This is a genomic window from Vibrio sp. HDW18 (assembly GCF_011306175.1).
Lineage (GTDB): Bacteria > Pseudomonadota > Gammaproteobacteria > Enterobacterales > Vibrionaceae > Vibrio > Vibrio chanodichtyis.
Window position 1 is genome coordinate 2,455,276 of sequence record NZ_CP049913.1, and the last position, 22,592, is coordinate 2,477,867.

21 protein-coding genes, 2 pseudogenes and 1 riboswitch are annotated in these 22,592 nt (G+C 47.7%); of the genes and pseudogenes, 14 read left to right on the plus strand and 9 right to left on the minus strand.

Going from position 1 to position 22,592, the window contains the following annotated elements; translation table 11 throughout:
• The first annotated feature begins 43 nt into the window (after positions 1-43).
• Complete coding sequence (locus G7083_RS11620; RefSeq protein ID WP_166014923.1) at positions 44-1,477, plus strand: MDR family MFS transporter; 1,434 nt, start codon at positions 44-46, stop codon at positions 1,475-1,477.
• Between the two features lie 27 nt (positions 1,478-1,504).
• Here G7083_RS11620 and G7083_RS11625 read toward each other — a convergent pair whose 3' ends face one another.
• Positions 1,505-2,725: a GGDEF domain-containing protein gene (locus G7083_RS11625; protein ID WP_166015053.1), complete on the minus strand. Its 1,221-nt coding sequence runs from the start codon at positions 2,723-2,725 to the stop codon at positions 1,505-1,507.
• Between the two features lie 70 nt (positions 2,726-2,795).
• Positions 2,796-3,638 (minus strand): EAL domain-containing protein, encoded by an 843-nt coding sequence (locus tag G7083_RS11630; protein ID WP_166015054.1) that lies wholly within the window; start codon positions 3,636-3,638, stop codon positions 2,796-2,798.
• A gap of 171 nt (positions 3,639-3,809) precedes the next feature.
• Here G7083_RS11630 and yqfB point away from each other — a divergent pair, with 171 nt between their 5' ends.
• Together yqfB and G7083_RS11640 are read left to right on the plus strand one after the other, a co-directional pair.
• Positions 3,810-4,142: a N(4)-acetylcytidine aminohydrolase gene (gene yqfB / locus G7083_RS11635; RefSeq protein WP_166014924.1), complete on the plus strand. Its 333-nt coding sequence runs from the start codon at positions 3,810-3,812 to the stop codon at positions 4,140-4,142.
• Between the two features lie 13 nt (positions 4,143-4,155).
• The gene (locus G7083_RS11640; protein WP_166014925.1) at positions 4,156-4,506 is read left to right on the plus strand and encodes a DMT family protein; all 351 of its coding nucleotides are present in this window, start codon (positions 4,156-4,158) and stop codon (positions 4,504-4,506) included.
• 94 nt (positions 4,507-4,600) lie between these two features.
• On the opposite strand, the gene katG is transcribed toward G7083_RS11640, so the two are convergent.
• Positions 4,601-6,775, minus strand: coding sequence for a catalase/peroxidase HPI (katG, locus tag G7083_RS11645; RefSeq protein WP_166014926.1), 2,175 nt, complete (start codon positions 6,773-6,775; stop codon positions 4,601-4,603).
• A 252-nt stretch (positions 6,776-7,027) separates the two neighbouring features.
• Between katG and G7083_RS11650 the strand changes: the two are divergent.
• From G7083_RS11650 to G7083_RS11665, 4 genes and pseudogenes are all read left to right on the plus strand, one after another.
• Positions 7,028-7,365: pseudogene (locus G7083_RS11650) on the plus strand (family 1 glycosylhydrolase); the annotation flags it as partial.
• Positions 7,345-7,986 (plus strand): annotated as a pseudogene (locus G7083_RS11655) (substrate-binding domain-containing protein); the annotation flags it as partial. The pseudogenes G7083_RS11650 and G7083_RS11655, both read left to right, overlap by 21 nt.
• 52 nt (positions 7,987-8,038) lie before the next feature.
• On the plus strand, positions 8,039-8,401 hold the full coding sequence (locus tag G7083_RS11660; protein ID WP_166014927.1) for a RidA family protein: 363 nt from the start codon (positions 8,039-8,041) through the stop codon (positions 8,399-8,401).
• Positions 8,402-8,433: 32 nt separating this feature from the next.
• Positions 8,434-8,904: a YhcH/YjgK/YiaL family protein gene (locus G7083_RS11665; RefSeq protein ID WP_166015055.1), complete on the plus strand. Its 471-nt coding sequence runs from the start codon at positions 8,434-8,436 to the stop codon at positions 8,902-8,904.
• An 81-nt stretch (positions 8,905-8,985) separates the two neighbouring features.
• On the opposite strand, the gene G7083_RS11670 is transcribed toward G7083_RS11665, so the two are convergent.
• The 6 genes from G7083_RS11670 to G7083_RS11695 all read right to left on the minus strand — a co-directional run bounded on the left by G7083_RS11670 (position 8,986) and on the right by G7083_RS11695 (position 14,784).
• Positions 8,986-9,696 carry a glycerophosphoryl diester phosphodiesterase gene (locus G7083_RS11670; RefSeq protein ID WP_166014928.1) on the minus strand — a complete coding sequence of 237 codons (711 nt, stop codon included), beginning with the start codon at positions 9,694-9,696 and terminating at the stop codon, positions 8,986-8,988.
• A gap of 30 nt (positions 9,697-9,726) precedes the next feature.
• The gene (locus tag G7083_RS11675; protein WP_166014929.1) at positions 9,727-10,488 is read right to left on the minus strand and encodes a DeoR/GlpR family DNA-binding transcription regulator; all 762 of its coding nucleotides are present in this window, start codon (positions 10,486-10,488) and stop codon (positions 9,727-9,729) included.
• A gap of 20 nt (positions 10,489-10,508) precedes the next feature.
• Positions 10,509-11,681 (minus strand): sn-glycerol-3-phosphate import ATP-binding protein UgpC, encoded by a 1,173-nt coding sequence (locus tag G7083_RS11680; protein WP_166014930.1) that lies wholly within the window; start codon positions 11,679-11,681, stop codon positions 10,509-10,511.
• The gene (ugpE, locus tag G7083_RS11685; protein WP_166014931.1) at positions 11,671-12,513 is read right to left on the minus strand and encodes a sn-glycerol-3-phosphate ABC transporter permease UgpE; all 843 of its coding nucleotides are present in this window, start codon (positions 12,511-12,513) and stop codon (positions 11,671-11,673) included. Before ugpE ends, G7083_RS11680 begins: the two co-directional genes overlap by 11 nt.
• Positions 12,514-12,522: 9 nt before the next feature.
• Positions 12,523-13,404, minus strand: a complete 882-nt coding sequence (locus G7083_RS11690; protein ID WP_166014932.1) for an ABC transporter permease subunit — start codon at positions 13,402-13,404, stop codon at positions 12,523-12,525.
• A gap of 75 nt (positions 13,405-13,479) precedes the next feature.
• Positions 13,480-14,784, minus strand: coding sequence for an extracellular solute-binding protein (locus tag G7083_RS11695; RefSeq protein WP_166014933.1), 1,305 nt, complete (start codon positions 14,782-14,784; stop codon positions 13,480-13,482).
• A 258-nt stretch (positions 14,785-15,042) separates the two neighbouring features.
• Positions 15,043-15,127: riboswitch (cyclic di-GMP riboswitch) on the plus strand.
• A gap of 146 nt (positions 15,128-15,273) precedes the next feature.
• Between G7083_RS11695 and G7083_RS11700 the strand changes: the two genes are divergently transcribed.
• The 7 genes from G7083_RS11700 (at position 15,274) to G7083_RS11730 (ending at position 22,515) form a co-directional block, all read left to right on the plus strand.
• Positions 15,274-17,466: a hypothetical protein gene (locus G7083_RS11700; protein WP_166014934.1), complete on the plus strand. Its 2,193-nt coding sequence runs from the start codon at positions 15,274-15,276 to the stop codon at positions 17,464-17,466.
• A 172-nt stretch (positions 17,467-17,638) separates the two neighbouring features.
• Entirely contained in the window at positions 17,639-18,397 is a 759-nt protein-coding gene (locus tag G7083_RS11705; RefSeq protein WP_166014935.1) for a DUF3450 domain-containing protein, read from the plus strand.
• The gene (locus G7083_RS11710) at positions 18,397-19,770 is read left to right on the plus strand and encodes a MotA/TolQ/ExbB proton channel family protein (protein ID WP_166014936.1); all 1,374 of its coding nucleotides are present in this window, start codon (positions 18,397-18,399) and stop codon (positions 19,768-19,770) included. Before G7083_RS11705 ends, G7083_RS11710 begins: the two co-directional genes overlap by 1 nt.
• A 9-nt stretch (positions 19,771-19,779) precedes the next feature.
• Entirely contained in the window at positions 19,780-20,319 is a 540-nt protein-coding gene (locus tag G7083_RS11715) for a MotA/TolQ/ExbB proton channel family protein (RefSeq protein ID WP_166014937.1), read from the plus strand.
• Positions 20,316-20,720: a biopolymer transporter ExbD gene (locus G7083_RS11720; RefSeq protein WP_166014938.1), complete on the plus strand. Its 405-nt coding sequence runs from the start codon at positions 20,316-20,318 to the stop codon at positions 20,718-20,720. Before G7083_RS11715 ends, G7083_RS11720 begins: the two co-directional genes overlap by 4 nt.
• Entirely contained in the window at positions 20,720-21,340 is a 621-nt protein-coding gene (locus G7083_RS11725) for an energy transducer TonB (protein WP_166014939.1), read from the plus strand. Before G7083_RS11720 ends, G7083_RS11725 begins: the two co-directional genes overlap by 1 nt.
• Positions 21,337-22,515 (plus strand): hypothetical protein, encoded by a 1,179-nt coding sequence (locus G7083_RS11730; RefSeq protein WP_166014940.1) that lies wholly within the window; start codon positions 21,337-21,339, stop codon positions 22,513-22,515. Before G7083_RS11725 ends, G7083_RS11730 begins: the two co-directional genes overlap by 4 nt.
• Positions 22,516-22,592: the final 77 nt, after the last annotated feature.

Genomic DNA, 22,592 nt, shown 5'->3' on the forward strand with positions numbered 1-22,592 from the left:
CGGTACGATCACGAGCCAGAATTAGAGCGTAAATGGAGGATGTATGGCACAGACGGTGGATAGAAAAACCTTTCTGGCGATTTTCTTTACGGTGTTTTTACCAATGTTTTTGGCCGCAGTCGACCAAACTTTGCTGGCGACCGCGACGCCAACCATCGTGGGTCATCTTGGTAATCTGCAACTCTCATCTTGGATTATGATTGGCTATATGTTGGCCAGTGCCGCCAGTGTGCCTATTTATGGCTGGTTGGGTGATCAATACGGTAGAAAACCGATCTTAATGATTTCTTTAATTATTTTTGCATTCGGTTCGGTAATTTGTGCGTTTGCGGCCAGTATGCCGTGGTTGGTTGCTGGGCGCATCGTGCAGGGACTTGGCAGTGGTGGCTTAATGAGCTTGTCACAAGCCTTGATTGGTGAGTTAGTGCCACCCCGTGAGCGTGCCCGTTTTCAAGGGTATTTCTCCTCGTTATTTGCCATTGCGAGTATTGGTGGGCCAGTGTTGGGTGGGGTGATTGTCACTTATCTCTCTTGGCGCTGGTTGTTTTGGTTTAATCTGCCGCTAGTGGGATTCGCTTTGTATCGCTTAGCGCGGTTTCCATTGCGGCAAAGCTCGCCAAAATCTAAGTCATCGATTGATGTATTTGGGCTGATCCTATTTCCTTGCATGATGACATTGATCATCTACTGGCTTTCTGCTGGTGGGCACTATTTTGCGTGGCTATCGAGTACCAGTGTGACATTGATAATGCTCTTTGCTGGCACCGCGCTGCTGCTGGTGTGGCAGCAACGACGCGTTTGCGCCTCATTTTTGCCGCTCCATTTGTTAGTGCGCCGCGAGATTCATATACCTCTGCTTTCAACCTTTATTTTTGCCGCCTGTTTATTTGCGTTGATTTTCTTTTTACCGATTTTTTTGCAATTAGGCTTAGGTGTGAACGCCGCGCAATCGGGGTTACTGCTTATCCCACTTTCATGTGGAATTATTGCGGGAGCCTATATTACCGGTAAAGTGATTGCTAAAACTGGCGTGCCAAAATTTTTGCCTGTGTTTGGCATGAGTTTAAGCAGCGCGGCATTTGCTATGTTGGCACTGTTTACGCTTTCTGCACTAGAGGTGAGTGTGATTGCCGCTTTATGCGGTTTGGGATTAGGTACGGTAATGCCCTCAACGCAGGTATTGATCCAAACTGTGGCGGGTAAGGCTAATTTGGGACGCATTACCGCGATGGCATCATTAAGCCGTTCGTTAGGAGCATCGGTTGGAACCGCATTTTTTGGTACTTTGATTTATTCGTTATTGCCTGGGCTTTCGCCACACAGTGAGTTGCAAGCGATGGCTGCTTTGCCTGCGCATGAGGTATTACAGGCGTTCCATCTCGGTTTTGCGGTAGCTGCTATTTTGGCCTTGTTAGGTGCATTAAATGCGTTACGCGCCCCAAGGATCCAGCTCGATGATTACACGTTTGACTCTTGATACTGAGTATAAGCTGTGGTGATGGGATTAGTAGGATACCGAACAGTCGGTCGCTGAGTCTGTGGCATTCTCCCCATCATGGATCACTTGGTTACGTCCGGCTTGCTTGGCTTGATAAAGCGCGCTATCGGCTCGCGCAATGGCGGCGGATAAATTACCGTTTATGGCGCTAAAGCCGATGGAAATAGTGGTGTCGTACAATTGATGATCGTCTTTTATCCGCTGACGTAGTCGGTCTAAGGTGTGCCAAGCTTCATTAAGGGAAGTGGCTTGAAATAGCATTAAAAACTCTTCACCGCCAAAGCGAATAATCACATCACTATCGCGGATATTTTTGCGTAGGCACATGGCGACAGATTGTAAGATCCGATCGCCCGTGATATGGCCATATTTATCGTTAATTTTTTTGAAGTGATCAATATCAATCATCGCGGCAACTGAGCGTGGGTCTTCAATAAACTTGTGACTAATTTTGCTCAGATAATGGCGGTTATGCAGCCGAGTTAAATTATCTAGATAAACTCGTCGCTGTTCGGTTAATTTTTGCAAATTAATTCGTGTTAATACCCAAGCTAATACTAATAATATGGTTAAGCAGAAAGACATTACCCAATAAATTAGATGGAATAGGCTAACATTATCGCTAAATACGCTGATCAGTTGGTGGTTATTAATATTCCAACGTAAGAAGCTCATCTCGGTATTTTCAAATTGAATCGTGCCGTAATTATTGCGATGGCTCAAAATGGTGTAGTTGAGCAGCGGTTTATAGTGAGCAATCGGGTTATCAAGGAATTGTACTCGATTGCCCCTAACCAAGACTAAGCTGATATTGTTTTGTGGTGCCGGCCAAAATGAGGCGTGGTTAAACCACAAGACTTGGAACTGTTGATAATAGGGTTTAAAAAATAGGGTTGAGCCTTCTGCAAAAGCGACCTTGACCTTGGACTCGGGCGGCAATTCCATATTTGAGGCTGCATTGTGCACTGCATTAATAATACTGGGTGGACATTTTGCTGCAACAGAAGCGCCGATCACGCACAGGTTGCCATGATATTGTTCGATAAACTCTTGCTGGCTAGCGGTGGGGGCGTTGAGCTGTAGATGTTCTAACATCAGGCTTGCATAATCAATCCGAGCTTGTTGCAAAGCTACCGTCAGCAGTAATTGTTCTTTTTCATAGGCGCGGATTTTATCTTCAAATAATAGTTTGGGCGTATTAATCAACACGATGCTGACCATGATCATACCGATGATGATCAATTCTCCCTTTATCGAGCGCAGCGCTATTTTCCAACGGTTAACGGTTTCCATAAGCTTAACGAAACCCTTGAGCAAGCTGGCACAAAAGAGGGGGAGCAACGCTCCGCGCATGTTGGCTAACATTCGGCGCGATTTTGCAAGCAAGTTGCTGCTGCGATATTGAGAGCGGAATCGCTTGTGGTTGTGCAAAGAAAAAACCTTGTATTAATTCAACGCCCACATCCATACAGGCTTGCAACTCTGAATAAGTTTCCACTCCTTCTGCAACCAACTGGCACTCTAGCTGTTGTGCCAGTGTAACTAAGCTATGTACAAACTTTAATTTGATTGGGTTCGTGTCGATGTTATGGATAAAGTAGCGATCGATTTTGATAAAATCAGGTTGCAACTCAGACCAAAGTTTAAGTCCTGAATAACCGGAACCCATATCATCCAGTGCAATGGAAAATCCCTGCGCTTGCAGATGCTGAATTGATTGTTTCAGCGCGCTGAATTGCACTACCGGAGTCCGTTCGGAAATTTCAAACACGATCTGGTGAGGCGATAAATGATGGCGTTGCATTAACTGTGACAGCTGCCATTGTTCTTGCTGTGTATCCAACAACATATCGGGGCTGAGATTGATGAATAACTGTGCCTCAAGCTCAAAGGTTGACCATGCCGCCAGCGCTTTTTGCACACAGAGTTGCTCAAGCTCTGCTAAACGCTGATATTGGGTAGCGGCTGCAAACAGTGGCCCAGCACCATACAGTGGGCTGAGCTGTGGGCCTCGACTTAAAGACTCATAACCGAAAACCCGATGGCGTACTACATCGACTATTGGTTGAAATAGCGGTGTAATACGTTGCTGGTGCAAAATATCATCCAGTTCGCGTGGGTAGGAGGAAATGCCATTCATGGTTGCCGATTGGTACTTAAGTATTAGATGTGTCAAACAATAGTAGTTTGTTATGACAATTGTATTAATGTGATGTGCTACCAAAAGTTACTATGGTGTTGAGCTTGACCTAAAACAGATAATCCGGCATAAACCCCATCCCTGATCCGCCCGTTATTGAGGCCTAATGCGATGTCTATCCCTAGCCAATCCATCCCAAGCAAAATCACCTTTTTTGAATTTTTGACCCCGTTAGTGGCTTCTGGTCAAAAGACCATTACTATCCGTGATCACGCAGAAAGCCATTACGTTCCGGGCAGCAGGGTTGAAGTGTTTACCCTAGAAACCGATCGTAAAGTATGCGATATCGAGATCATCGCGGTTGAGCCATTGAAATTTGATGATATCAATCAATTTCATGCCGAGCAGGAAGCGATGGAATTGCCTAAGCTGAAATCGTTAATTAAACAGATTTACCCCAATATCGATCAGCTTTATATGATTACTTACCAGTTAGTTAAATAGGACAAAATAAGCCATGAATCCGTTAATGGTCAGTGTCGGGTTGCTGGTATGCAGCAACGTATTTATGACTTTTGCGTGGTATGCACATCTTAAAGAGTTAAATAATAAACCGTGGATTATTGCGGCGCTGGTGAGTTGGGGTATTGCGCTGTTTGAATATCTTTTACAAGTTCCGGCCAATCGAATTGGTTATACGGCTTTAAACGTTGGGCAGTTAAAAATTTTGCAAGAAGTGATCACCTTGATGGTGTTTGTGCCATTTTCGGTGTTCTATTTACGCGAACCGCTCAAACTTGATTATCTGTGGGCGGGATTGTGTTTAGTTGGCGCTGTGTATTTTGCCTTTCGCAGCAAATTTGCGTAGCGCGATAAGAAACCAATCAAGCAAGGGGCGGATGGTTAGCTAAAAAATAGCCTTGCGCACCATTGCGCAAGGCTAAGTCAATCAAGATAAATGTTTAAATGAGATCGAAGCGATCTGCATTCATTACTTTGCTCCAAGCGGCAACAAAGTCTTTAACAAACTTCTCTTGATGGTCATCCTGAGCGTACATTTCTGCATAAGCCCGCAGGATGGAGTTTGAACCAAACACTAAGTCAACTCGTGTTGCGGTCCACTTGGTTTTACCGCTCTTACGCTCCACGATATCGTAAGAGTTGCGGCCCGTTGGTTTCCAAGTGTATTGCATGTCGGTGAGATTAACGAAGAAATCGTTAGTCAACGCACCCATGCGGTCGGTAAACACGCCGTGTTGGCTGCCACCGTAGTTAGTGCCAAGCACCCGCATCCCACCAATTAACACCGTCATTTCTGGCGCGGTGAGGCGCATTAATTGCGCTCTATCAAGCAACATTTCTTCCGGTTTGACTACATAATGCTGTTTTTGCCAGTTACGGAAACCATCCGCAAGAGGTTCAAGTACTTCAAAGGACTCAACATCGGTTTGATCTAGTGTCGCATCACCGCGTCCTGGTGCAAAAGGTACAGTCACATTGACGCCTGCCGCTTTGGCCGCTTGTTCAATACCAACGTTACCTGCCAGAACAATCGTATCGGCGATACTGATGCCTGATTCAGCAGCAATTTTTTCCAGTACATTCAGCACCTTGTTTAGACGTACAGGCTCATTGCCTTGCCAATCTTTTTGTGGCGCAAGGCGAATACGTGCTCCGTTGGCTCCACCGCGTTTATCAGAGCCGCGGAACGTGCGTGCACTGTCCCATGCTGTGCTGACCATTTCGCTGATGCTTAGGCCGCTCGCGGCGATTTTCGCTTTCACCGCATGCACATCATAATCTTTACGACCTGCTGGAACAGGGTCTTGCCAAATCAGCTCTTCAGCGGGTACTTCTGGGCCGAAGTAACGCGCTTTCGGCCCCATATCACGGTGAGTCAGCTTAAACCAGGCACGAGCAAAGGTTTCAGAGAAGTAAGCGGGATCGTTGTGGAAGCGCTCAGAAATTTTGCGATACTCAGGATCAAATTTTAGTGCCATATCCGCATCGGTCATCATTGGATTATGACGAATGCTCGGATCTTCCACATCAACTGGCTTATCTTCTTCTTTAATGTTCACGGGTTCCCATTGCCATGCACCGGCTGGGCTCTTAGTTAATTGCCATTCGTAGCTCAGTAGTAAATGGAAAAAGCCATTATCCCATTGGGTGGGGTGCGTAGTCCACGCGCCTTCAATACCACTGGTGACGGTATTGCGGCCAACGCCACGGCTAGTGTGGTTGTTCCAACCTAAACCTTGCTCATGCAGATCGGCCGCTTCTGGATCGGGCCCTAGGTTAGACGCTTTACCGTTACCATGCGCTTTACCCACTGTATGGCCACCGGCCGTCAAAGCAACCGTTTCTTCATCATTCATCGCCATGCGAGCAAAGGTAACACGCATATCTTGCGCTGTTTTGAGTGGGTCAGGATTACCATCCACCCCTTCTGGGTTAACGTAGATGAGGCCCATCATCACGGCTGCAAGCGGGTTTTCTAAGTCACGCTGACCAGAATAGCGGCTGTTTTCACCACCAGATTTGGCTAACCACTCAGTTTCAGAACCCCAGTAAATGTCTTTTTCTGGATGCCAGATGTCTTCACGGCCAAAAGCAAAACCAAAGGTTTTTAGCCCCATCGATTCATAAGCCATATTACCAGCCAGGATCATCAGATCAGCCCAACTGATTTTGTTGCCATATTTCTGTTTAATCGGCCACAGCAAGCGACGTGCTTTATCTAAGTTGGCGTTATCTGGCCATGAGTTGAGTGGGGCAAAACGCTGGTTACCAGTTCCTGCACCACCGCGACCATCGGCAATACGGTAAGTACCAGCAGAGTGCCAAGCCATACGGATCATCAAGCCACCATAATGTCCCCAGTCGGCTGGCCACCAATCTTGGCTATTGGTCATTAAAGCTTTGAGGTCGTTTTTTAGAGCGGTGACATCCAGTGTTTTCAGTGCTTCACGGTAATTAAACTCTGCTCCGAGTGGATTGGTTTTACTATCGTGTTGGTGAAGAATGTCTAAGTTGAGCGCTTGTGGCCACCAATCCATATTGGACTGATTCGCCGAAGTCAAGCCACCATGCATCACAGGACATTGACCGCTTGAACCCGTTTTATGGTTATCCATTCTATTGCTCCTTGCTTAGCGTTATTGAATGTTTGATTCGAAACGTAAAATTGATGGGTATTCGAATAAATACGGATGTTTGGTTAACGTTTTGAGTCTAGACGTTGTTTTGCGGTAACACTAATTAGAATCATCGATAGTTGTAATAGGCGATATTGATCTTGTTCATATTTCTATCATTTATCAAAGAAACCGGTTACAGAAACCGGTCACAGCTTGTGTTTTTTTACGATATAGTGCTGATAATTTGAACTGATGGTTGCGATGCAAGCGGGCGATGAACAGATCCTGCGCCAAGGTTGTGCCGACTATTTAGCGATCAGCTATTACATGAGCAACATTGTGTCTGCCAAGTCAGCGCCAGAGAGTGAAAATACTTCTTTATTTGGTGCTAGCTGCTTAAATCCGTACCTTCCTGCTTCGGATTGGGGCTGGCAGATTGACCCTCAAGGTCTGCGCTATGCGCTTTCAGAGTTATACGAGCGTTATCAAAAGCCGATTTTTGTGGGGTAGAAAACGGCCTCGGCGCAGTGGATGAGCTGGAAGCGGATGGCTCGATCAACGATGACTACAGTCGTCACTTAAGTGAGGCGCAGTTGCTGGAATTGCAACAGCACTCTCCGGCATTAGTTATTCTTAATCGTCATTTAACGCATCCTCAACTGCACAGTTTTGCGCTTGATCAAGCACAAATTGCTCAATTAGCGATGCAGCATTTATTACGCTTAGGCCATCGTCATATCGCTTGTATTAGTTCGCCACTGAACAGTGAAACGGGCAAAATTCGCCATCAAATCTATCAACAAACATTGGCGAAACATCAGATAACCCTCAATTCAGCATGGAGTGTATAGGGGGATAATACTTTGCTTGGGGGTTATCAGGCGATGCAGCAATTGTTACAGCGTCAGCTGACGATCAGCGCGGTGTTTGCCTGTAACGATGATATGGCCCTTGGCGCGCTACGTGCCATGTATGAGCACAATATCGCGGTTCCCATCCAGATGAGTATCATTGGGATTGATAACGAACCTGCCGCCGCTTTCGCGATCCCAAGTTTATCGAGTGTCAGTTTGCCCATCGTTGATTTAACCAAGCAGGCGATGGCTCTGGCGATTGAAATTGCCAATAAGAAGCCGCAACCAGCGCAGCATCGACTCTATCAGGGGCAGTTGATCACCCGTGAATCGACATTAGCACTTAGTGTGTAAACGGGGTAAGCTTAGATAAAATATTAACCAAAACAACGGAATATTATTACTGATGACCATACACCGCATTAACCCTGGCCCACGTTGGTCTGACATTACTGTTTTTAATGGTATTGCCCATTTTGTCGAAGTAGCCGATAGCGACAACTCGGCTGATATGCAAGGCCAAGTCGAGCAGATTTTGGCGCAGGCAGAACGCCAATTGGCCAAAATTGACAGTGATCGCACACGCATTCTCTCGGTCACGATTTATGTCACCGATTTTGCCGACCTCCCAGCGCTTAACCAAATCTGGGATGCTTGGTTCCCGGTCGGCTGCGCGCCAAGCCGTGCCTGCGTTAAAGCAGAATTGGCGGATCCGGCCTATCGGGTTGAAATGGCCTTTGTTGCTGCCGCTGGCGCGCAGTATCAATAACTTCGAATCGTATTCAGTATAAGGAAAACATGATGTTTATTGGTCAGATCTCTCAGCGCCAATTTTGCGCTGCATTATCACCCAAATTGCAAACCTTGATCAGTGAAGTGTTACAGCGCGTAGCGACTCCGCTCGCGGCAGGTAAGCATGAATTACAAGGTGATGCCGCCTTTTTTCTGGTGATGGAAGATCATACTCAGCCACTGGCGCTGCGTCGCAGTGAATGCCATGCCCGCTATTTGGATGTGCAAATTGTGCTGCAAGGGCGTGAGCGTTTTGGTTACAGTCTGGCTCCATTTAATGGATTGGATGATGATCAATTGGCTAGCCGCGATCTGGCATTCAGTGAACAGTTGGCCGAAGAGCGGTTTGTCGATTTGGCGGCTGGGGATTTCATTGTGTTTTATCCGGGTCAACCCCATCGCCCATTGATAGCGGTAGAAGGCGAGGGCGAGCCCGTGCGCAAAGTGGTGATTAAGGTGGATAAAGCTTTGTTTGAATAAAACGTTGAGTCGCTGAAGTGAAACCATGAAAAAACGCCCATTTAAAATGGGCGTTTTGCTGAAATTAATTCAGCGGGAAAACTAGTTGATAAAGCGCTCTGGAAAGTCAGAAAAAATCGCATCCACTTTGTCCAAATAACGAAATTTATCCACTTGATTGAGGGTGTAGCACCAGATCTGGTAACCGCCATTTTTCAAATCCCGAATATGCTTTTCGGTGATCCATCGGTAGTTAAGGTTACAGCTAAACGCATTAACCTGTTTCAGCACCTGCCGATCGCGCTGTGTTAACCGCTCGCTTAATATCGCTAATTTATAGCCCGGACAGTGTTGATGCAGTTGCAAAATAATCTCGTGACTAAAGCTCGACAATAAGATTTTGTCGGCAACCAGTGGGCTTTGGTCAAGTTGGACTTTGAGGTTTTGCACTACAATGGCCACATCGTGTCTATCGACTTTGACTTCAATATTCAGCCCTAAATCATGCTCAGCGGCGAGCCCCAGCAGCTCTTCCAGCGTCATGATAGGTTCTGCCGCGAAACGGGGATCAAACCAAGCACCGAAATCAAATTGCTGTAACTCAGCAAGTGTGTACTCATCAACACGGCCTTTGCCATTGCTACAACGGTCAATCGTATGGTCGTGGCACACCACTAATATATTATCTTTAGTCGGTTGCACATCCACTTCAACCCAAGATAATCCAAGGTTGATTGCAGCCTGTACACTGACGCGGGTATTTTCTGGATAGCTACCAGCCACTCCACGGTGGCCGACGATGATAGAAGGCATTATGCTTCCTTAGTGAGGATCACGCTCAAATCACGATTCAATAAGTTCGACGTGGTGCAAAAGGGACAACTGTTGAAAAGCAGGCGTACTTTTATCGACGAAGAGGCGATGCATTTCAGACAGTTCACCACTGACCACGGGAGCATAACGCTCTAATTTGCTTTTGTCTGCAACTAACCAACACTGTTCGCTATGCTCTATGATGGCGCGGGTTAAATTGGCTTCTTCTGGCGTAAAATCAAGCAATTGACCACGTGAATTGAGTCCGCCCACACCAAAAATTCCAACCTTAATATTAAAGCTACGATAAAAGCGGGTTGTCGCTTCGCCGACGGTATCTTCATCGGAATGGCGAACCAGCCCGCCCGCAAGGTGCAAATTGATGTTGGGGTTACGGCTTAAGGTCAGTGCGGCATTAAGGTTGTTGGTCACCACAGTCAAACCGGGATGATCGAGCAGCGCTTGCGCCACTTGTTTCGGGGTTGTCCCAATCCCCAGAAAGATACTGCATCCTTCCTGTAATTCTTGCGCCACCCTCTGCGCAATTCGCTGTTTTGCCGAGAGGTTGATCAGATCGCGATTGCTGAACGAGAAATTGTCATTCGGACTGGGCAGAGAAATGCCGCCATGTACGCGGCGTACCATACCTTTGTCGCTCAGATCGTTCATGTCTTTGCGAATGGTTTGCACAGACACCTCAAAGCGTTCCGAAAGTAGGGCGCTCGAAAGCACCCCGTGGGTTTGTTGCAAATAGTCCAAGATCTGTTTTTGGCGGGTCGATAAGAGGCTCACAAGGTTCCTTATTGTCGCTATTAACGTGTGGCTATTTTACTGTTTAAAGAACAAGCGTGCGGATGAGTAGCAAGCCTTTTTCCTTTTTGATCAAAAAGATGCAGTTGATCAAAGGCAATCCAAAGCGGCAGGGTTTGATGCACATCAAGCGGAATTTCCGCGGTCACCGCAATGAAATCCTGTTCGCTCTCTAGGCCTAAAATTTTGCCATGCACGAGCTGATTCGGGCCTAGCGGCTCTACCACTTGAATATCCAGTTTTAATTCAAGCGCATTGGCTAGCGGTTGCAGCGAGGCGTGTTCAGGGCGAATACCTAACGTGATGGTGTGATGGTCTTCCGATGCAAGCTGAGGTAACGAGCAGGATTTGCCCGCAATCTGCAGTTGTCCTTGTTTGATGGACGCTGGGAGGAAATTCATGGCAGGACTGCCGATAAAGCTCGCCACAAAAGTACTGGCTGGCTGATGGTAAACTTCGGCGGGTGTGCCGACTTGCTCAATTTTGCCCTGTTTGACCACGACAATTCGGTCGGCAAGCGTCATCGCTTCCACCTGATCATGGGTTACGTAAACACTGGTTACGCCAAGTTCACGTTGTAGTTTTTTGATTTCTAAGCGCATGTGCGCGCGCAGCGCCGCATCTAAATTCGACAGCGGCTCATCAAACAAAAACAGCTGTGGATCGCGCACAATCGCACGCCCCATTGCCACGCGCTGGCGTTGTCCGCCGGAAAGTTTGGCCGGTTTTCGGTCTAAATACTCTTCAATTTTGAGGGTTTTCGAGACCTTAGCAATTTTTGCTGCGATGGTTTGTTTATCCACGCCACGATTTTTAAGGCCGTAGGCGAGGTTATCGTACACACTCATATGCGGATAGAGCGCATAGTTTTGGAACACCATAGCGATGTCGCGATTAGCCGGCTTTTCGTTATCGACGCGGCGTCCCGCCAGATGAATTTCGCCGGAAGTAATGTTCTCTAGGCCCGCGATAGAGCGCAGAATAGAGGATTTTCCGCAACCCGATGGGCCGACTAAGACGATAAATTCCCCTTGATGAATCGACAGATCCACGCCTTTCACCGCTTGATGGCCGTTATCGTAAGTTTTGACCAACTGTTTGATGTCTAACATAACAGGCTCCGCGTGTTTGGCGCTGCGTAGCAGATGAATTTTGGTGTTTTGATTATTTTTCACTTTCGACGAGTCCTTTAACAAACCAACGTTGGAAAATTACCACCACCAAAACCGGTGGCAGCATGGCGAGGATCACCATGGCAAACGCGTAGTCATAACGCGGCAAGCTGGTTTCATTGATGTTATTGAGGATCTGTTTAATCCCCATCACGATAGTGTTGTAGCGCTCATCCGTGGTCATCATGATCGGCCACAGATATTGGTTCCATCCCACCACAAACATAATGATGAAAATCGCGGCCATCATGGTTTTCGAGAGGGGAAATAAAATATCGATAAAAAAGCGCACCGGTCCTGCGTTATCAAGCTGAGCTGCTTCCAACAGTTCATCCGGTATGGTTTTAAAAAACTGACGGAAGAAAAACGTCGCAGTAGCGGAGGCAATCAGCGGCAGCACTAAGCCAGTGTAACTATTGAGCATGCCCAATTTTGATACCACTTCATAAGAGGGAATAATCCGCACTTCCAGTGGCAGCAGTAGGGTAATGAAAATTAGCCAAAACCACGCGCTGGCATAAGGCAAACGAAAGTAGACCAAAGCGTAAGCGGCCATCATCGAAATTATAATTTTGCCAATTGCAAAGCCCAAGCCCATGATCATCGAGTTAACGATCATGGTTTGCGCGGTGACATTACCGGTAAAACCGAGGCTTTTATGCCATGCTTCGCGATAAACTGCGCTTAGGTTATCGCCAAGAGTCCATTGCAAACCTTCCGAGACAATGGTGTTTGGCTGATGGGTTGAGCTGGCAAAAATCAGCCATAGCGGCACTAGCATAAACAGTGCACCAGCGATAAGGATCAAATGATCGGAGAGTCGATTACTTTTCATGCTAATCCCTTAATAGTGAACACGTTTTTCAACAAAACGGAACTGCAACCAAGTCAGCGCCAGTACCAACACGAGTAACACCACCGATTGTGCCGAGCTTCCACCCAGATCCGCACCGACAAAACCATCGCGATAGACTTTGTACACCAGTGAGGTTGTGCTGCCGCCAGGGCCGCCATTGGTCATGGTATCAATCACGCCGAAGGTATCGAAAAAGGCGTAAGTGAGGTTGATCACCAGTAGGAAAAATCCGGTGGGGGCGAGCAGCGGGAAGGTGATACTCCAAAAGCGTTTGCTGTCGCTTTGGCAATCGAGTAGTGCCGCTTCACGTACCGCGTAAGATATTGACTGTAATCCGGCCAGAAAATAGAGGAAATTGACCGAAACCTGTTTCCAGACTGAGACCAAAATCAGCGCCAGCGAGGCATCCACAGGATCGGTTTGAAAGCTAAATTGCCAGCCGATGTATTGGAAAAAGTCGGACAGGACACCAATGTGCGGATTAAACAGAAAACCGCCAATGATGCCAGCCACAGCAGGCGCAACGGCATACACCCAAGTAAGAGTCACGCGATACGAACCTTGGCCATGAATGATGTTGTCGGCTTTTACCGCGAGTAACAGCGCAAGTGCCAGCGAAAGAAAAGAGACAACCACCGAAAACAGCAGAGTAAAACCGAGTGAGTCAAGATAGTCGGCGGAGCTAAACAGCGTTTGATAGTTTTCAAACCAGATAAAAGTTGAGGAGAGCCCCCAAGGATCTTCCAACATAAAAGAGAGATAAATCGCTTGTGCGGCAGGATAAATAAAGAACACAGCAATGATCACGATTTGCGGCGCAAGCAGCAAATAGGGCAGTGGAGTGTGAGCGAAATGTTGTCGACGTTGCACAGGAAAACTCAAATTAGACAGTAAAAACAACCAGCCGCCAGCAACATCTCAGGATAATGCTGGCGGCGTTTAGGGTTATTGCACGGTACGAGCAAAGCGATTGAGTAGCTTAGCGCTTTCATCTTCGACTTTATTCAAGCTGCTCTCGACGGTTGAGCGGCCAGAGAAAATGTTATCGAACTCGCGATGCATCACTTCACGCACTTGCGGGTAGTAACCGAGGCGATAGCCTTTGGTCCATTCACCCTCAGGCAAGCTAAGCTGTTTTACGCCGACTTCTGCATCAGGGTTTTCTTGGTAGTAGCCCGATAGTTTGGTTAAATCATAAGCGGCATTGGTGACGGGCACATAACCTGTGGTTTTATGCCAGTACATTTGTGTTTCTGGCTTAGTCAGATAAGCAAAGAAAGCGGCGACGCCTTTATCTTGGGCTGGAGTGTGACCTTGCAGTGCAAACAGCGCAGCACCACCAATAAAGGTATGGGTTGGGTTTTTGGTGACCGATTCCCAGTAAGGCAGGTAAGTGGTGCCGAGATTGAATTTCACGCGGTTACGTAGGCCACCGAATGAGCCAGAAGAGCCCATCCACATCGCCACTTCACCACGCTCGAATGGCGTTTGGTTGGCATCCCAATCACTGCCGTAATACTTGTAATAGCCTTTATCTGACCACTCTTTGAGTTTTTTCACATGCATCAGCATATCGTCAGAGTTAAACATGATTTTCGTCGAGAGATCTTGATAGCCATTTTGCTTATCAGAAAGCGGTAGGTTGTGGCGAGATTTGAAGTTCTCAAACATGATCCACGGCGTTAAGGATTGGGCAAATCCCGCTTGACCTTTTTCGGCTAACTTAGCAGCGACTTGCTCTAGCTGCTCATAAGTTTGTGGGGCAGTTGCGTTAACGGAAGCCAACATATCTTGGTTGTAGTACAGCACAGGCGTTGAGCTGTTAAATGGCATGCCGACCATTTTTCCCGTGTTATCGGCATAAAAGTTGCGCACCCCAGCAATATAATCCAGCGGGGTAAAAGAGTAGCCGGATTCGACCATTAAATCTTGTACGGGCTTAGCCACGCCTTTGCTACTCATAATGGTGGCGGCGCCGGCATCAAACACTTGCAAAATATTGGGGGCTTGCTTTGCACGAAATGCGGCGATACCTGCAGTGAGGGTTTCGGTATACGAACCTTTGTAAACGGGGGTGAGTTTATAGTCTGTTTGTGAGCCATTAAACTCGTTGGCAAGCTGATTGACCGTTTCGCCCAATTGTCCGCCCATGGCATGCCACCAAGTGATTTCGGTTGCTGCATAGGTTGCGCTGGAAAAGATGCCAGAAGCGGTTGCTGTCAGCAAGCCTGTTAACCATACCTTATTCATTGCTTCAATCCTTGTAAGTTTCGAACGATACCATGTGTGTTTCGTTAGAAGGCATAGTGGCGATATGAAGTTACAGTGCTGTGGCTAAATCATGAAAGATTTATGGCTCTCAAATGACGAGTTTGGACGCAGGGTGTGAATTCAAAAATGCCGACCTCGTGCCAAAAATGCACATGAGTCATTGAATCCTATAGGGTTAAAGATAGTATTTATTTTCCATTTATGGAATCGCTTAATTATCGGTCATTCGCGGTAATTGGGTGACAAAGGCAAAGTGACTCGAAAGGGCGCGACGCAAAGCCGCCGGTCTAAGGGAATTTCCTATGGCAGCGGAGCTACCCCTAAGCAACAGCATGCCGCTGTTTTTTCTTTTCAAATGGACTGACGACCTTCAGTTTTACCGACTCGCGTTTAGAGATTAACTCTCAGTATGAGTATGCAGTGCTTGCTTGCAATGAGCATGGCTGTTCGCAGCCGAGTGAAAGCGTGATGATTACGACCACTGAGCGCGATAAACTTGATATCCGCGTGCAGCATAAAGATCCCACCACCGCGTCTATCGGCATTAATGTTCACACCGAAAATGCGCCGAGTGTGATGTTTAGTGCTAACGTGAGCTATTCTGCTGACAATCTTTATCGTTACAACAAGGAGATCTACTCTGCCGCTCACGTTGATGGCGGTCGCTACCGTGCAACCATTTATGGCCAACCGCTCAATGGTCAATTGTGTACCACGAGCGTGCCTAGCTATAAACGCACTGGCGGTAAAGATGCGGAAGTGGTTATCGATTGTATGACCAAGGCAACTTTAGTCTCCAATCTCAAGGACGAACTGAACTTGGCCCTCGCGGATAATTTTGAATACTACCTGCCTAAGCCTTCGCTGTATCGCAGCTCAGACAATCAATGGATTGATTCATCGGATTTTCATTTTCTCTCCCTTAATGAAAATGTGTTAACCGTTGATGATACGGGAAAAATTACCTTAATCGGTGTCGGAAAGGCCGTCATTCAAGTTCGCGCTAATCCAGAGTATTATGACGTTGAGAACATTTTAGAATATCAAGTGAATGTTGCTGGCGATGAGCAACCTATCGTCCTTCAGCGTCTGGAAATTGGTCAAGCAACACTATTTTCACCGGGGGCGCCACACCAAATCTTGTCGCCGAAAGGTACGACCATGGTACGGGCTTACGCCTATGCTCGCCAACAGAGCCAGACTCAAATGCCGGCACTTATGCTCAGCATCACGGCGAATGGTCAGCAATTGAGTAAAGCGATGACGTGTCCTAGCAACGCTCAGGTCGGCAGCTTTGACTCGCCAAGCTACCAACTCGATGAAGTGTGCTATGCGATTATTGACGGTGCGGATGCGGAAACATTCATCACTTCCGGCATGCAACTGACGGTGAGCAGTGATGATGGGTTAGCATTAATCAGTGAGCCCAAGGTTAACCAGCACGGCATGTTAAATTTAAAACTGGTTCCAGGATTGGATAGCAATGGGGTTGCGAAAACGCCAGATGTAGAAGCCTTTGATCAGACTTTGCGTCAGGTTTATCCATTGAGCAAAACCAATATTTCGGTACGTGAAGCGGTGGATTTGGGTAGCGAGCTCACCCCAGCCCTGAAACAGGTCGAGCAACTGCGTAAGCTAGAAACCGATGGCTTGACCTACTTCTATGGTTTGGTTCCGGGGATCTGTTATGGGGAAGTGGGACTTGGCTATATTCCGGGTGCCTCAGCGGTAGGGCGTGATGCTGCTTGCTCTTGGTATCTGCGTTCAACCTTTGTCCACGAGCTTGGCCATAACTTGGGGCTGCCGCATGCCCCTGGCTGTGGTACTGGATCGAGCGATCCATTTTGGGCATCCAATGTTTGGGAAGGAGTATCAAGAGCGGCCTTAAGTCCAGCTCCGCTATTTGAGCAAACGGATCGCAGTGTGATTTCGCCAAAAGATCAGCGCATTCATGCTGACTCTGATGCGATGAACTACTGCTTTGGCGATCGTTTCAGCGAGTATAATTACCAGCGTCTGGCGAGCTATGTAAACTCAAAATCTTGGTTTAGCGATCAGTCATTGCGCCGTAAGATGATCCAGCAAGCTGAACCCATGATACTGATTTCAGGGGAAATTATTGATAACAAAGTACTGCTAGAGCCAATTATTGCGTCTAACAATCCATTGGGTAATCAAGATCATTTTGCCCAAGAGGTAAGTAGTCAACATAACTATACGATGTTAATCAATGCCAATGATGGCGTCATCATGCGCGAACTCCCCATGGTGAAACTGGATCACGGTAACAGCCAACTGTTTAGCCTCGAGATCCCAGCATCGGCTCACATCAATGCCATCAAATTCTTTGATGGTGAGCAAGAGCTGGCGTTAGAGATTAACGGACTGAAAGAGCAATCGTTGCAGGCCCCCCGCCGCTTTACTGGGCCAACGATCGATTTCACGGGTGATTATGTTTACTGGAATAATCAGCAGTACCCTTGGCTCACGCTGGTTTACACCAAGAAAGAGGGCAGTCGTCAAACGCTTGCTTTGAATGTAACTGGCGGCGAACTGGCGATTGACCCGCGCCAATTGGATGGCGGTAGTCTACATTTTAGTCTTTCCGACGGTATCAATAGCGTGATCCACAGCGAAGTGTTAGCGCCAAGTCAACCGTAAACAAGCTAGGCAAGTCAATCACTGGCGAGCCAATCAATAAAGAGAGGGAGCATTTTGCTCCCTCTCTTCACTTGAATTGCCCCGATACGACAAACAATTGCTCAATCTGGTTGATAATGAGAGCGCTTCTCAATAGAATTGCCACTATTCCTTAAATGGCCAATCCCAACTCATGAAACGATGTCTTTTAATTGCTTGTAGCTTGGCATGTTTGCCAGTGCAGGCCGCTTCGCTCGATCAGGCGCAGGCGATTCAAACCAGTACCCATCAAGCGGCGGCTAACAGCCAGCAAAAAATTGACCGCAGTGCAGAAAAGAGTCTAGTGCTGCGGTCAGATATTGAGCTGTTGCAAGAGGAAGTCAAAAATCTACAGGTGTATCGCGATCATCTGCAATCTCTGGTGGCCAATCAGCAACAAGAGATGACCAGCCTAGCTCTGCAGACCGAAGAGATCAAACGTACCCGCCAAGGCATAGTTCCTTTGATGTATGACATGATTGAAGGACTGGAGGAGTGGGTTGGGCAAGATAAACCGATCCGTCTCGCCGCTCGTCAACAACGGATTGAAACGTTACGAGCGCTGATGCCGCGTGCCGATGTGAGTGATGCGGAAAAATACCGCCGCATTCTCGAGGCGTACCAAATCGAGCTGGATTACGGTAATAAGCTCGGTACCTATTCTGCCCCCATCTCTTTAGCTTCGGGGCAGCAAGTGCAGGTTGATATTTTGTATTTAGGCCGTTTAGTGCTGCTAGCGCGCAGTTTAGATGGTGAACAGTTTTGGAATTGGAATGCCAAAGCGCAGCAGTGGCAACCATTGTCAGAGGCGCATAAGCGTGATTTGACCGCCGCCTACCAATTGGCACAGCAGCAAATTGCACCTACCTTATTGAATTTACCGGTCTCTTTGACTGTGGCGGAGACAAAATAATGATGTTGAAACACACGAGACTGGCTCTGGCCCTGAGTCTGCCATTGATGCTGGGGATCAGCTCGGCTATCGCCAATGATAACCTAGTGCAGAAAGCCACCCAGAGCAAAGCTCAGCAGCAACAACATAATCAGCAACGCGAAGCGGGCTTTACCCACACTGAGCAGCAGTTACAAGCGCTGAAAACAGAATTGCTTGCCCAGCGTACTCGCTTACAAAAAGAGGCCGATGCATTAGCGGCTCAGTTTAGCACTAACGAAAATAGCTTGGCGCGACTGGAAGAAACGCTGCGTCTAGAAACCGGCAGCTTAGGGGAAATGTTTGGTGTCGTGCGCCAAAATGCCAAGCAGCTACAAAGCGAATTAGCTCAATCAGTGACTGGCGTTCACACTCGTACTGAACAGCAAACCATCGAGGAAGTGGTGGCGGCGAAAACCTTGCCTTCAATGACCCAATTGCGTGGGTTATGGCAAGCATTCACCACCGAAATCCAAGCCAGTGGTCAAGTTCAGCCAACTCAGATGAATTGGCTCACTGGGCAAGGGCAAGCACAATCTGTCGCAGCACTGCGTTTAGGCTCATTTGGACTGATCACCGATCAAGGTTATGTCAAATGGGATCATACACGGCAACAAGCGGTAAGCTATCAACAGCTACCAAGCCATTTTCCAACTTTATCGCGCACTCAATCCTTGATTAATGGTGACGTTGTCACTATGAATATTGACCCCACACGTGGTTTACTCTTAGATCAATTAGCTCTTACGCCGACACTGAGTCAGCGTCTGCAAGCTGGCGGGGTAATTGGTAATGTGATCTTAGTCTTGCTCGGCGTGGGACTGATAATTGCCTTGTATCGTGGCATGGTACTGCTTACTTTGCGCCACAAAATCACTGCCCAGCTAAAAAATCCTGCTGAGCTAGGTAATAACCCACTCGGCCGCATCTTAGCGGTTTACAACAAAGAGCAGCAACGCAGTGTCGAAGCGCTTGAGTTGCGTTTATTAGAAGCGGTCGTTGATGAACAAAATCATCTGGAAACCGGTTTATCCATGCTCAAACTGCTCGCGGCGTTAGCACCCATGTTGGGGCTGCTTGGTACGGTAACGGGGATGATTGAAACCTTCCAAGTGATCACCCAATTTGGTAATGGTGACCCGAAAGTGATGGCGGGCGGGATTTCGATGGCTTTGGTCACCACGGTTGAAGGTTTGATTGCGGCCATTCCACTGTTGCTGGCCCACAATATTCTCAGTGCTCAAGCTGAGGCGATTCGTAATATTTTGGAAAAACAAGGCATTGGTCTAGTTGCACAACAAGCTGAACGCGATTGTGTGACTTCATCGCCAGTTCAAGTTGGATCGGCCGCATAAGGGGTAGCGATGAATTTAGCATTCTCATGGCTATTGGATTACTGGCAACCGCTGGCCGAGTTTATGGCGCAAGGCGGAGCCGTACTTTGGTGGTTAGCAGCGGTGGTATTGCTGTGTTGGTTGTTAGTGATTGAGCGGCTGCTGTTTTTGAGCCTGACCTTTCCAAAACAGCGTCAACGCTGGGTCACGCTATGGCAGCAGCGCGTGGATCAACACAGTTGGTTTGCCCATTCGATTCGCCAGCAGTGGCTAGGTGAGGCACATAACGCTTTAAATCAAAACCTTAATTTGGTTAAGGTGCTGGTGGCTATTTGTCCGATGTTAGGGCTGCTAGGTACGGTAACGGGAATGATCTCGGTGTTTGATGTGATGGCCACTCAGGGCAGTAGCGATCCGAAATTAATGGCGTCGGGAATTTCGCTAGCGACTCTGCCGACCATGGCCGGTATGGTCGCGGCATTAGCCGGACTATTTGTACACGCTCGTTTAAGTAAAACCTGTCGTCGATTAGAAATGAAATTAGAACAAGCGTTAAGGAGCCAATCATGAGACTCGGGCGTAGAACGTCAAAGCAAGATGAAGCACAGATCGATCTGACTTCAATGCTCGACATCGTGTTTATCATGTTAATTTTCTTTATTGTCACCAGCTCCTTTGTGCGTGAATCTGGGGTGGAGGTCAATCGGCCCACCGCCTCTCACGCGGTTAGTCAAAAACAAGCGGGGATTTTTGTGGCGATTACTGCGGCCAATGATATCTATATTGATAAACGCCAAGTGGATGTTGAACGAGTGCAAGCGACATTAGAGCATTTATTGCTTGATCAACCGGAAGCCTCTTTAGTGATCCAAGCGGATGAGCATGCGTTTAATGGCACTGTGGTTAAAGTGATGGATGCCGCCAAAGGTGCAGGGGTGAAAAGTATTGCCTTAGCGGCGGAGCCATCTTAATGGGACGCTTACTACTGGCGAGCCCCATCGCCCTTGCTGTCACGCTAGCTCTGTTTAGTTTGATGGCTTGGATGGTGGATAATGGTGGAAAAAGTATTGCCAAGCCGACGGCGGCACTGAGCTTTGCTATGGTGATGGTTGAGCAAGAGCAAGATGTACAGCGCAGACAGCGCAGTGTTCCGCCGCCGCCGCCAGTGCCTGAGATACCCACCCAAGCACCCGCAAAAGCGCAACAAACGGCCGCGTTAGCGATCTCATCACTCACTCCACAGGTCAATTTAAACCTTAGTACCGCGATTCAAGGCGTGGCGGTCAACGCCCCACAATTTGGTGATTTCTCGGTGAATCAATCTGTGATGCCGCTGCATCGCGTCGAGCCAAACTATCCAGCCAGAGCGTTACAACGTCGAGTGGAAGGTTATGTGATTTTGCGTTTTAGTATCGATGAACTCGGTAAAACGCGAGATATCGAAGTGGTGGAAGCTAACCCACAACGCTATTTTGAGCGCGAAGCGATGATGGCACTGCGTAACTGGAAATATCAACCGAAAATGGTGGATGGTAAAGCGGTTAGTCAATTAGGTCAGACGGTTCGACTGGAGTTTAAACTCAATCAATGAAACGACGAATTTTAAGTTATATATTGTTGTCTTGCTTATCTGTTGCCAGTTATGCCGCTGAATTAAGCCCCTATACGGCTAATCGAGTCATGCAAGCCAATCAACTTGCCCAGCAGAATAAGCTCAATGATGCGATCCAAGTTCTTAAACAAACTGAAATCAGTCGAAGTTATGACCGAGCTTATGTTGCGCGGATGCTCGGGGTGTTTCATTGGCAAAATGATCAGATCCCCGCCGCGATCAGCTCACTCAAATTGGCGGTTGAAAGCGAGGAGTTGCAAGATCAGCAAGCGTGGACCACGCGCAAAATGCTGGCGGATTTATTAACGAGTCAGCAACAGTTCCGCCCAGCACTTCAACATTATTATCAACTGGCTGCAGCGATTCCAAGTGAGCAAAACGGCGCCGATCTTTGGCTGCGAGTTGCGCAGCTACATTTCCAGTTGCAAGAGTGGCCAGCGGTACTCAAAGCTGTAGAACACACTGCCCAGTATGCGCAGCAAGATGCGGTGTTGCCGCTTTCGCTGCAATTGGGTGCCGAACTCAATTTAGAACGCTGGCAGCCAGCCATTCGCAGTTTAAAGCGATTATTGGTGCTCGAACCGCAAAAAAGCGAGTGGTGGCGTCAATTAGTCAGTTTGGAATTACGTGTCGGCCAGCCTAAACATGCATTGAGCACACTCGCGTTGGCGAAACTACAGAAAGTAGAACTGACTCAGCAAGACTTACGTTTACTGGCCCAACTCTACGCTCAACATGGCGTGCCGGAACGTGCCGCGCAAGTGTTAGACAGTTTAGAGGATGCCACGAGTAATCAGCAACTGATCACTGAACGCGCCATTTATTGGCAGAGAGCGAAAGAGTGGGATAAAGCGATTGCCACTTGGCGTTTGGCGGCCAAGCAAGAGGCGAAATACCATTGGCAAGTCGCCCAGTTGTTATTGCAAGAAGGGCATTATCAGCAAGCATTAACCGAGTTTGAGCTGGTCAAGGAGCCTGACCAACAAGCACAAGTGGCGTTGGCAAAAACCCGCGCTTTGTATAAGTTGAATCAGTTAGAGGCTGCATTAGTGCAAGCTAAGCGCGCCGACACTCTGCAAGCTTCCGACAGTGCGAAACAATGGATTAAATATCTCTCTCACTTGCGGCAAGCGCAATCTAGATCAAATGGTTAAAACGATAGTTGCAACCTTTTAATTGATGGCAAGTGGTGTATAGAATTGCTGGTTTGAGCAAGCTGAGATGTAACATG

What these genes read in the sequence shown, in the direction of transcription:
- G7083_RS11620 (WP_166014923.1), top strand. Translation starts at nt 44, where the DNA reads ATGGCACAGACGGTGGATAGAAAAACCTTTCTGGCGATTTTCTTTACG.
- G7083_RS11625 (WP_166015053.1), bottom strand. Translation starts at nt 2,725, where the DNA reads ATGATCATGGTCAGCATCGTGTTGATTAATACGCCCAAACTATTATTT.
- G7083_RS11630 (WP_166015054.1), bottom strand. Translation starts at nt 3,638, where the DNA reads ATGAATGGCATTTCCTCCTACCCACGCGAACTGGATGATATTTTGCAC.
- yqfB (WP_166014924.1), top strand. Translation starts at nt 3,810, where the DNA reads ATGTCTATCCCTAGCCAATCCATCCCAAGCAAAATCACCTTTTTTGAA.
- G7083_RS11640 (WP_166014925.1), top strand. Translation starts at nt 4,156, where the DNA reads ATGAATCCGTTAATGGTCAGTGTCGGGTTGCTGGTATGCAGCAACGTA.
- katG (WP_166014926.1), bottom strand. Translation starts at nt 6,775, where the DNA reads ATGGATAACCATAAAACGGGTTCAAGCGGTCAATGTCCTGTGATGCAT.
- G7083_RS11660 (WP_166014927.1), top strand. Translation starts at nt 8,039, where the DNA reads ATGACCATACACCGCATTAACCCTGGCCCACGTTGGTCTGACATTACT.
- G7083_RS11665 (WP_166015055.1), top strand. Translation starts at nt 8,434, where the DNA reads ATGTTTATTGGTCAGATCTCTCAGCGCCAATTTTGCGCTGCATTATCA.
- G7083_RS11670 (WP_166014928.1), bottom strand. Translation starts at nt 9,696, where the DNA reads ATGCCTTCTATCATCGTCGGCCACCGTGGAGTGGCTGGTAGCTATCCA.
- ugpE (WP_166014931.1), bottom strand. Translation starts at nt 12,513, where the DNA reads ATGAAAAGTAATCGACTCTCCGATCATTTGATCCTTATCGCTGGTGCA.
- G7083_RS11695 (WP_166014933.1), bottom strand. Translation starts at nt 14,784, where the DNA reads ATGAATAAGGTATGGTTAACAGGCTTGCTGACAGCAACCGCTTCTGGC.
- G7083_RS11700 (WP_166014934.1), top strand. Translation starts at nt 15,274, where the DNA reads ATGATTACGACCACTGAGCGCGATAAACTTGATATCCGCGTGCAGCAT.
- G7083_RS11705 (WP_166014935.1), top strand. Translation starts at nt 17,639, where the DNA reads ATGAAACGATGTCTTTTAATTGCTTGTAGCTTGGCATGTTTGCCAGTG.
- G7083_RS11710 (WP_166014936.1), top strand. Translation starts at nt 18,397, where the DNA reads ATGATGTTGAAACACACGAGACTGGCTCTGGCCCTGAGTCTGCCATTG.
- G7083_RS11715 (WP_166014937.1), top strand. Translation starts at nt 19,780, where the DNA reads ATGAATTTAGCATTCTCATGGCTATTGGATTACTGGCAACCGCTGGCC.
- G7083_RS11720 (WP_166014938.1), top strand. Translation starts at nt 20,316, where the DNA reads ATGAGACTCGGGCGTAGAACGTCAAAGCAAGATGAAGCACAGATCGAT.
- G7083_RS11725 (WP_166014939.1), top strand. Translation starts at nt 20,720, where the DNA reads ATGGGACGCTTACTACTGGCGAGCCCCATCGCCCTTGCTGTCACGCTA.
- G7083_RS11730 (WP_166014940.1), top strand. Translation starts at nt 21,337, where the DNA reads ATGAAACGACGAATTTTAAGTTATATATTGTTGTCTTGCTTATCTGTT.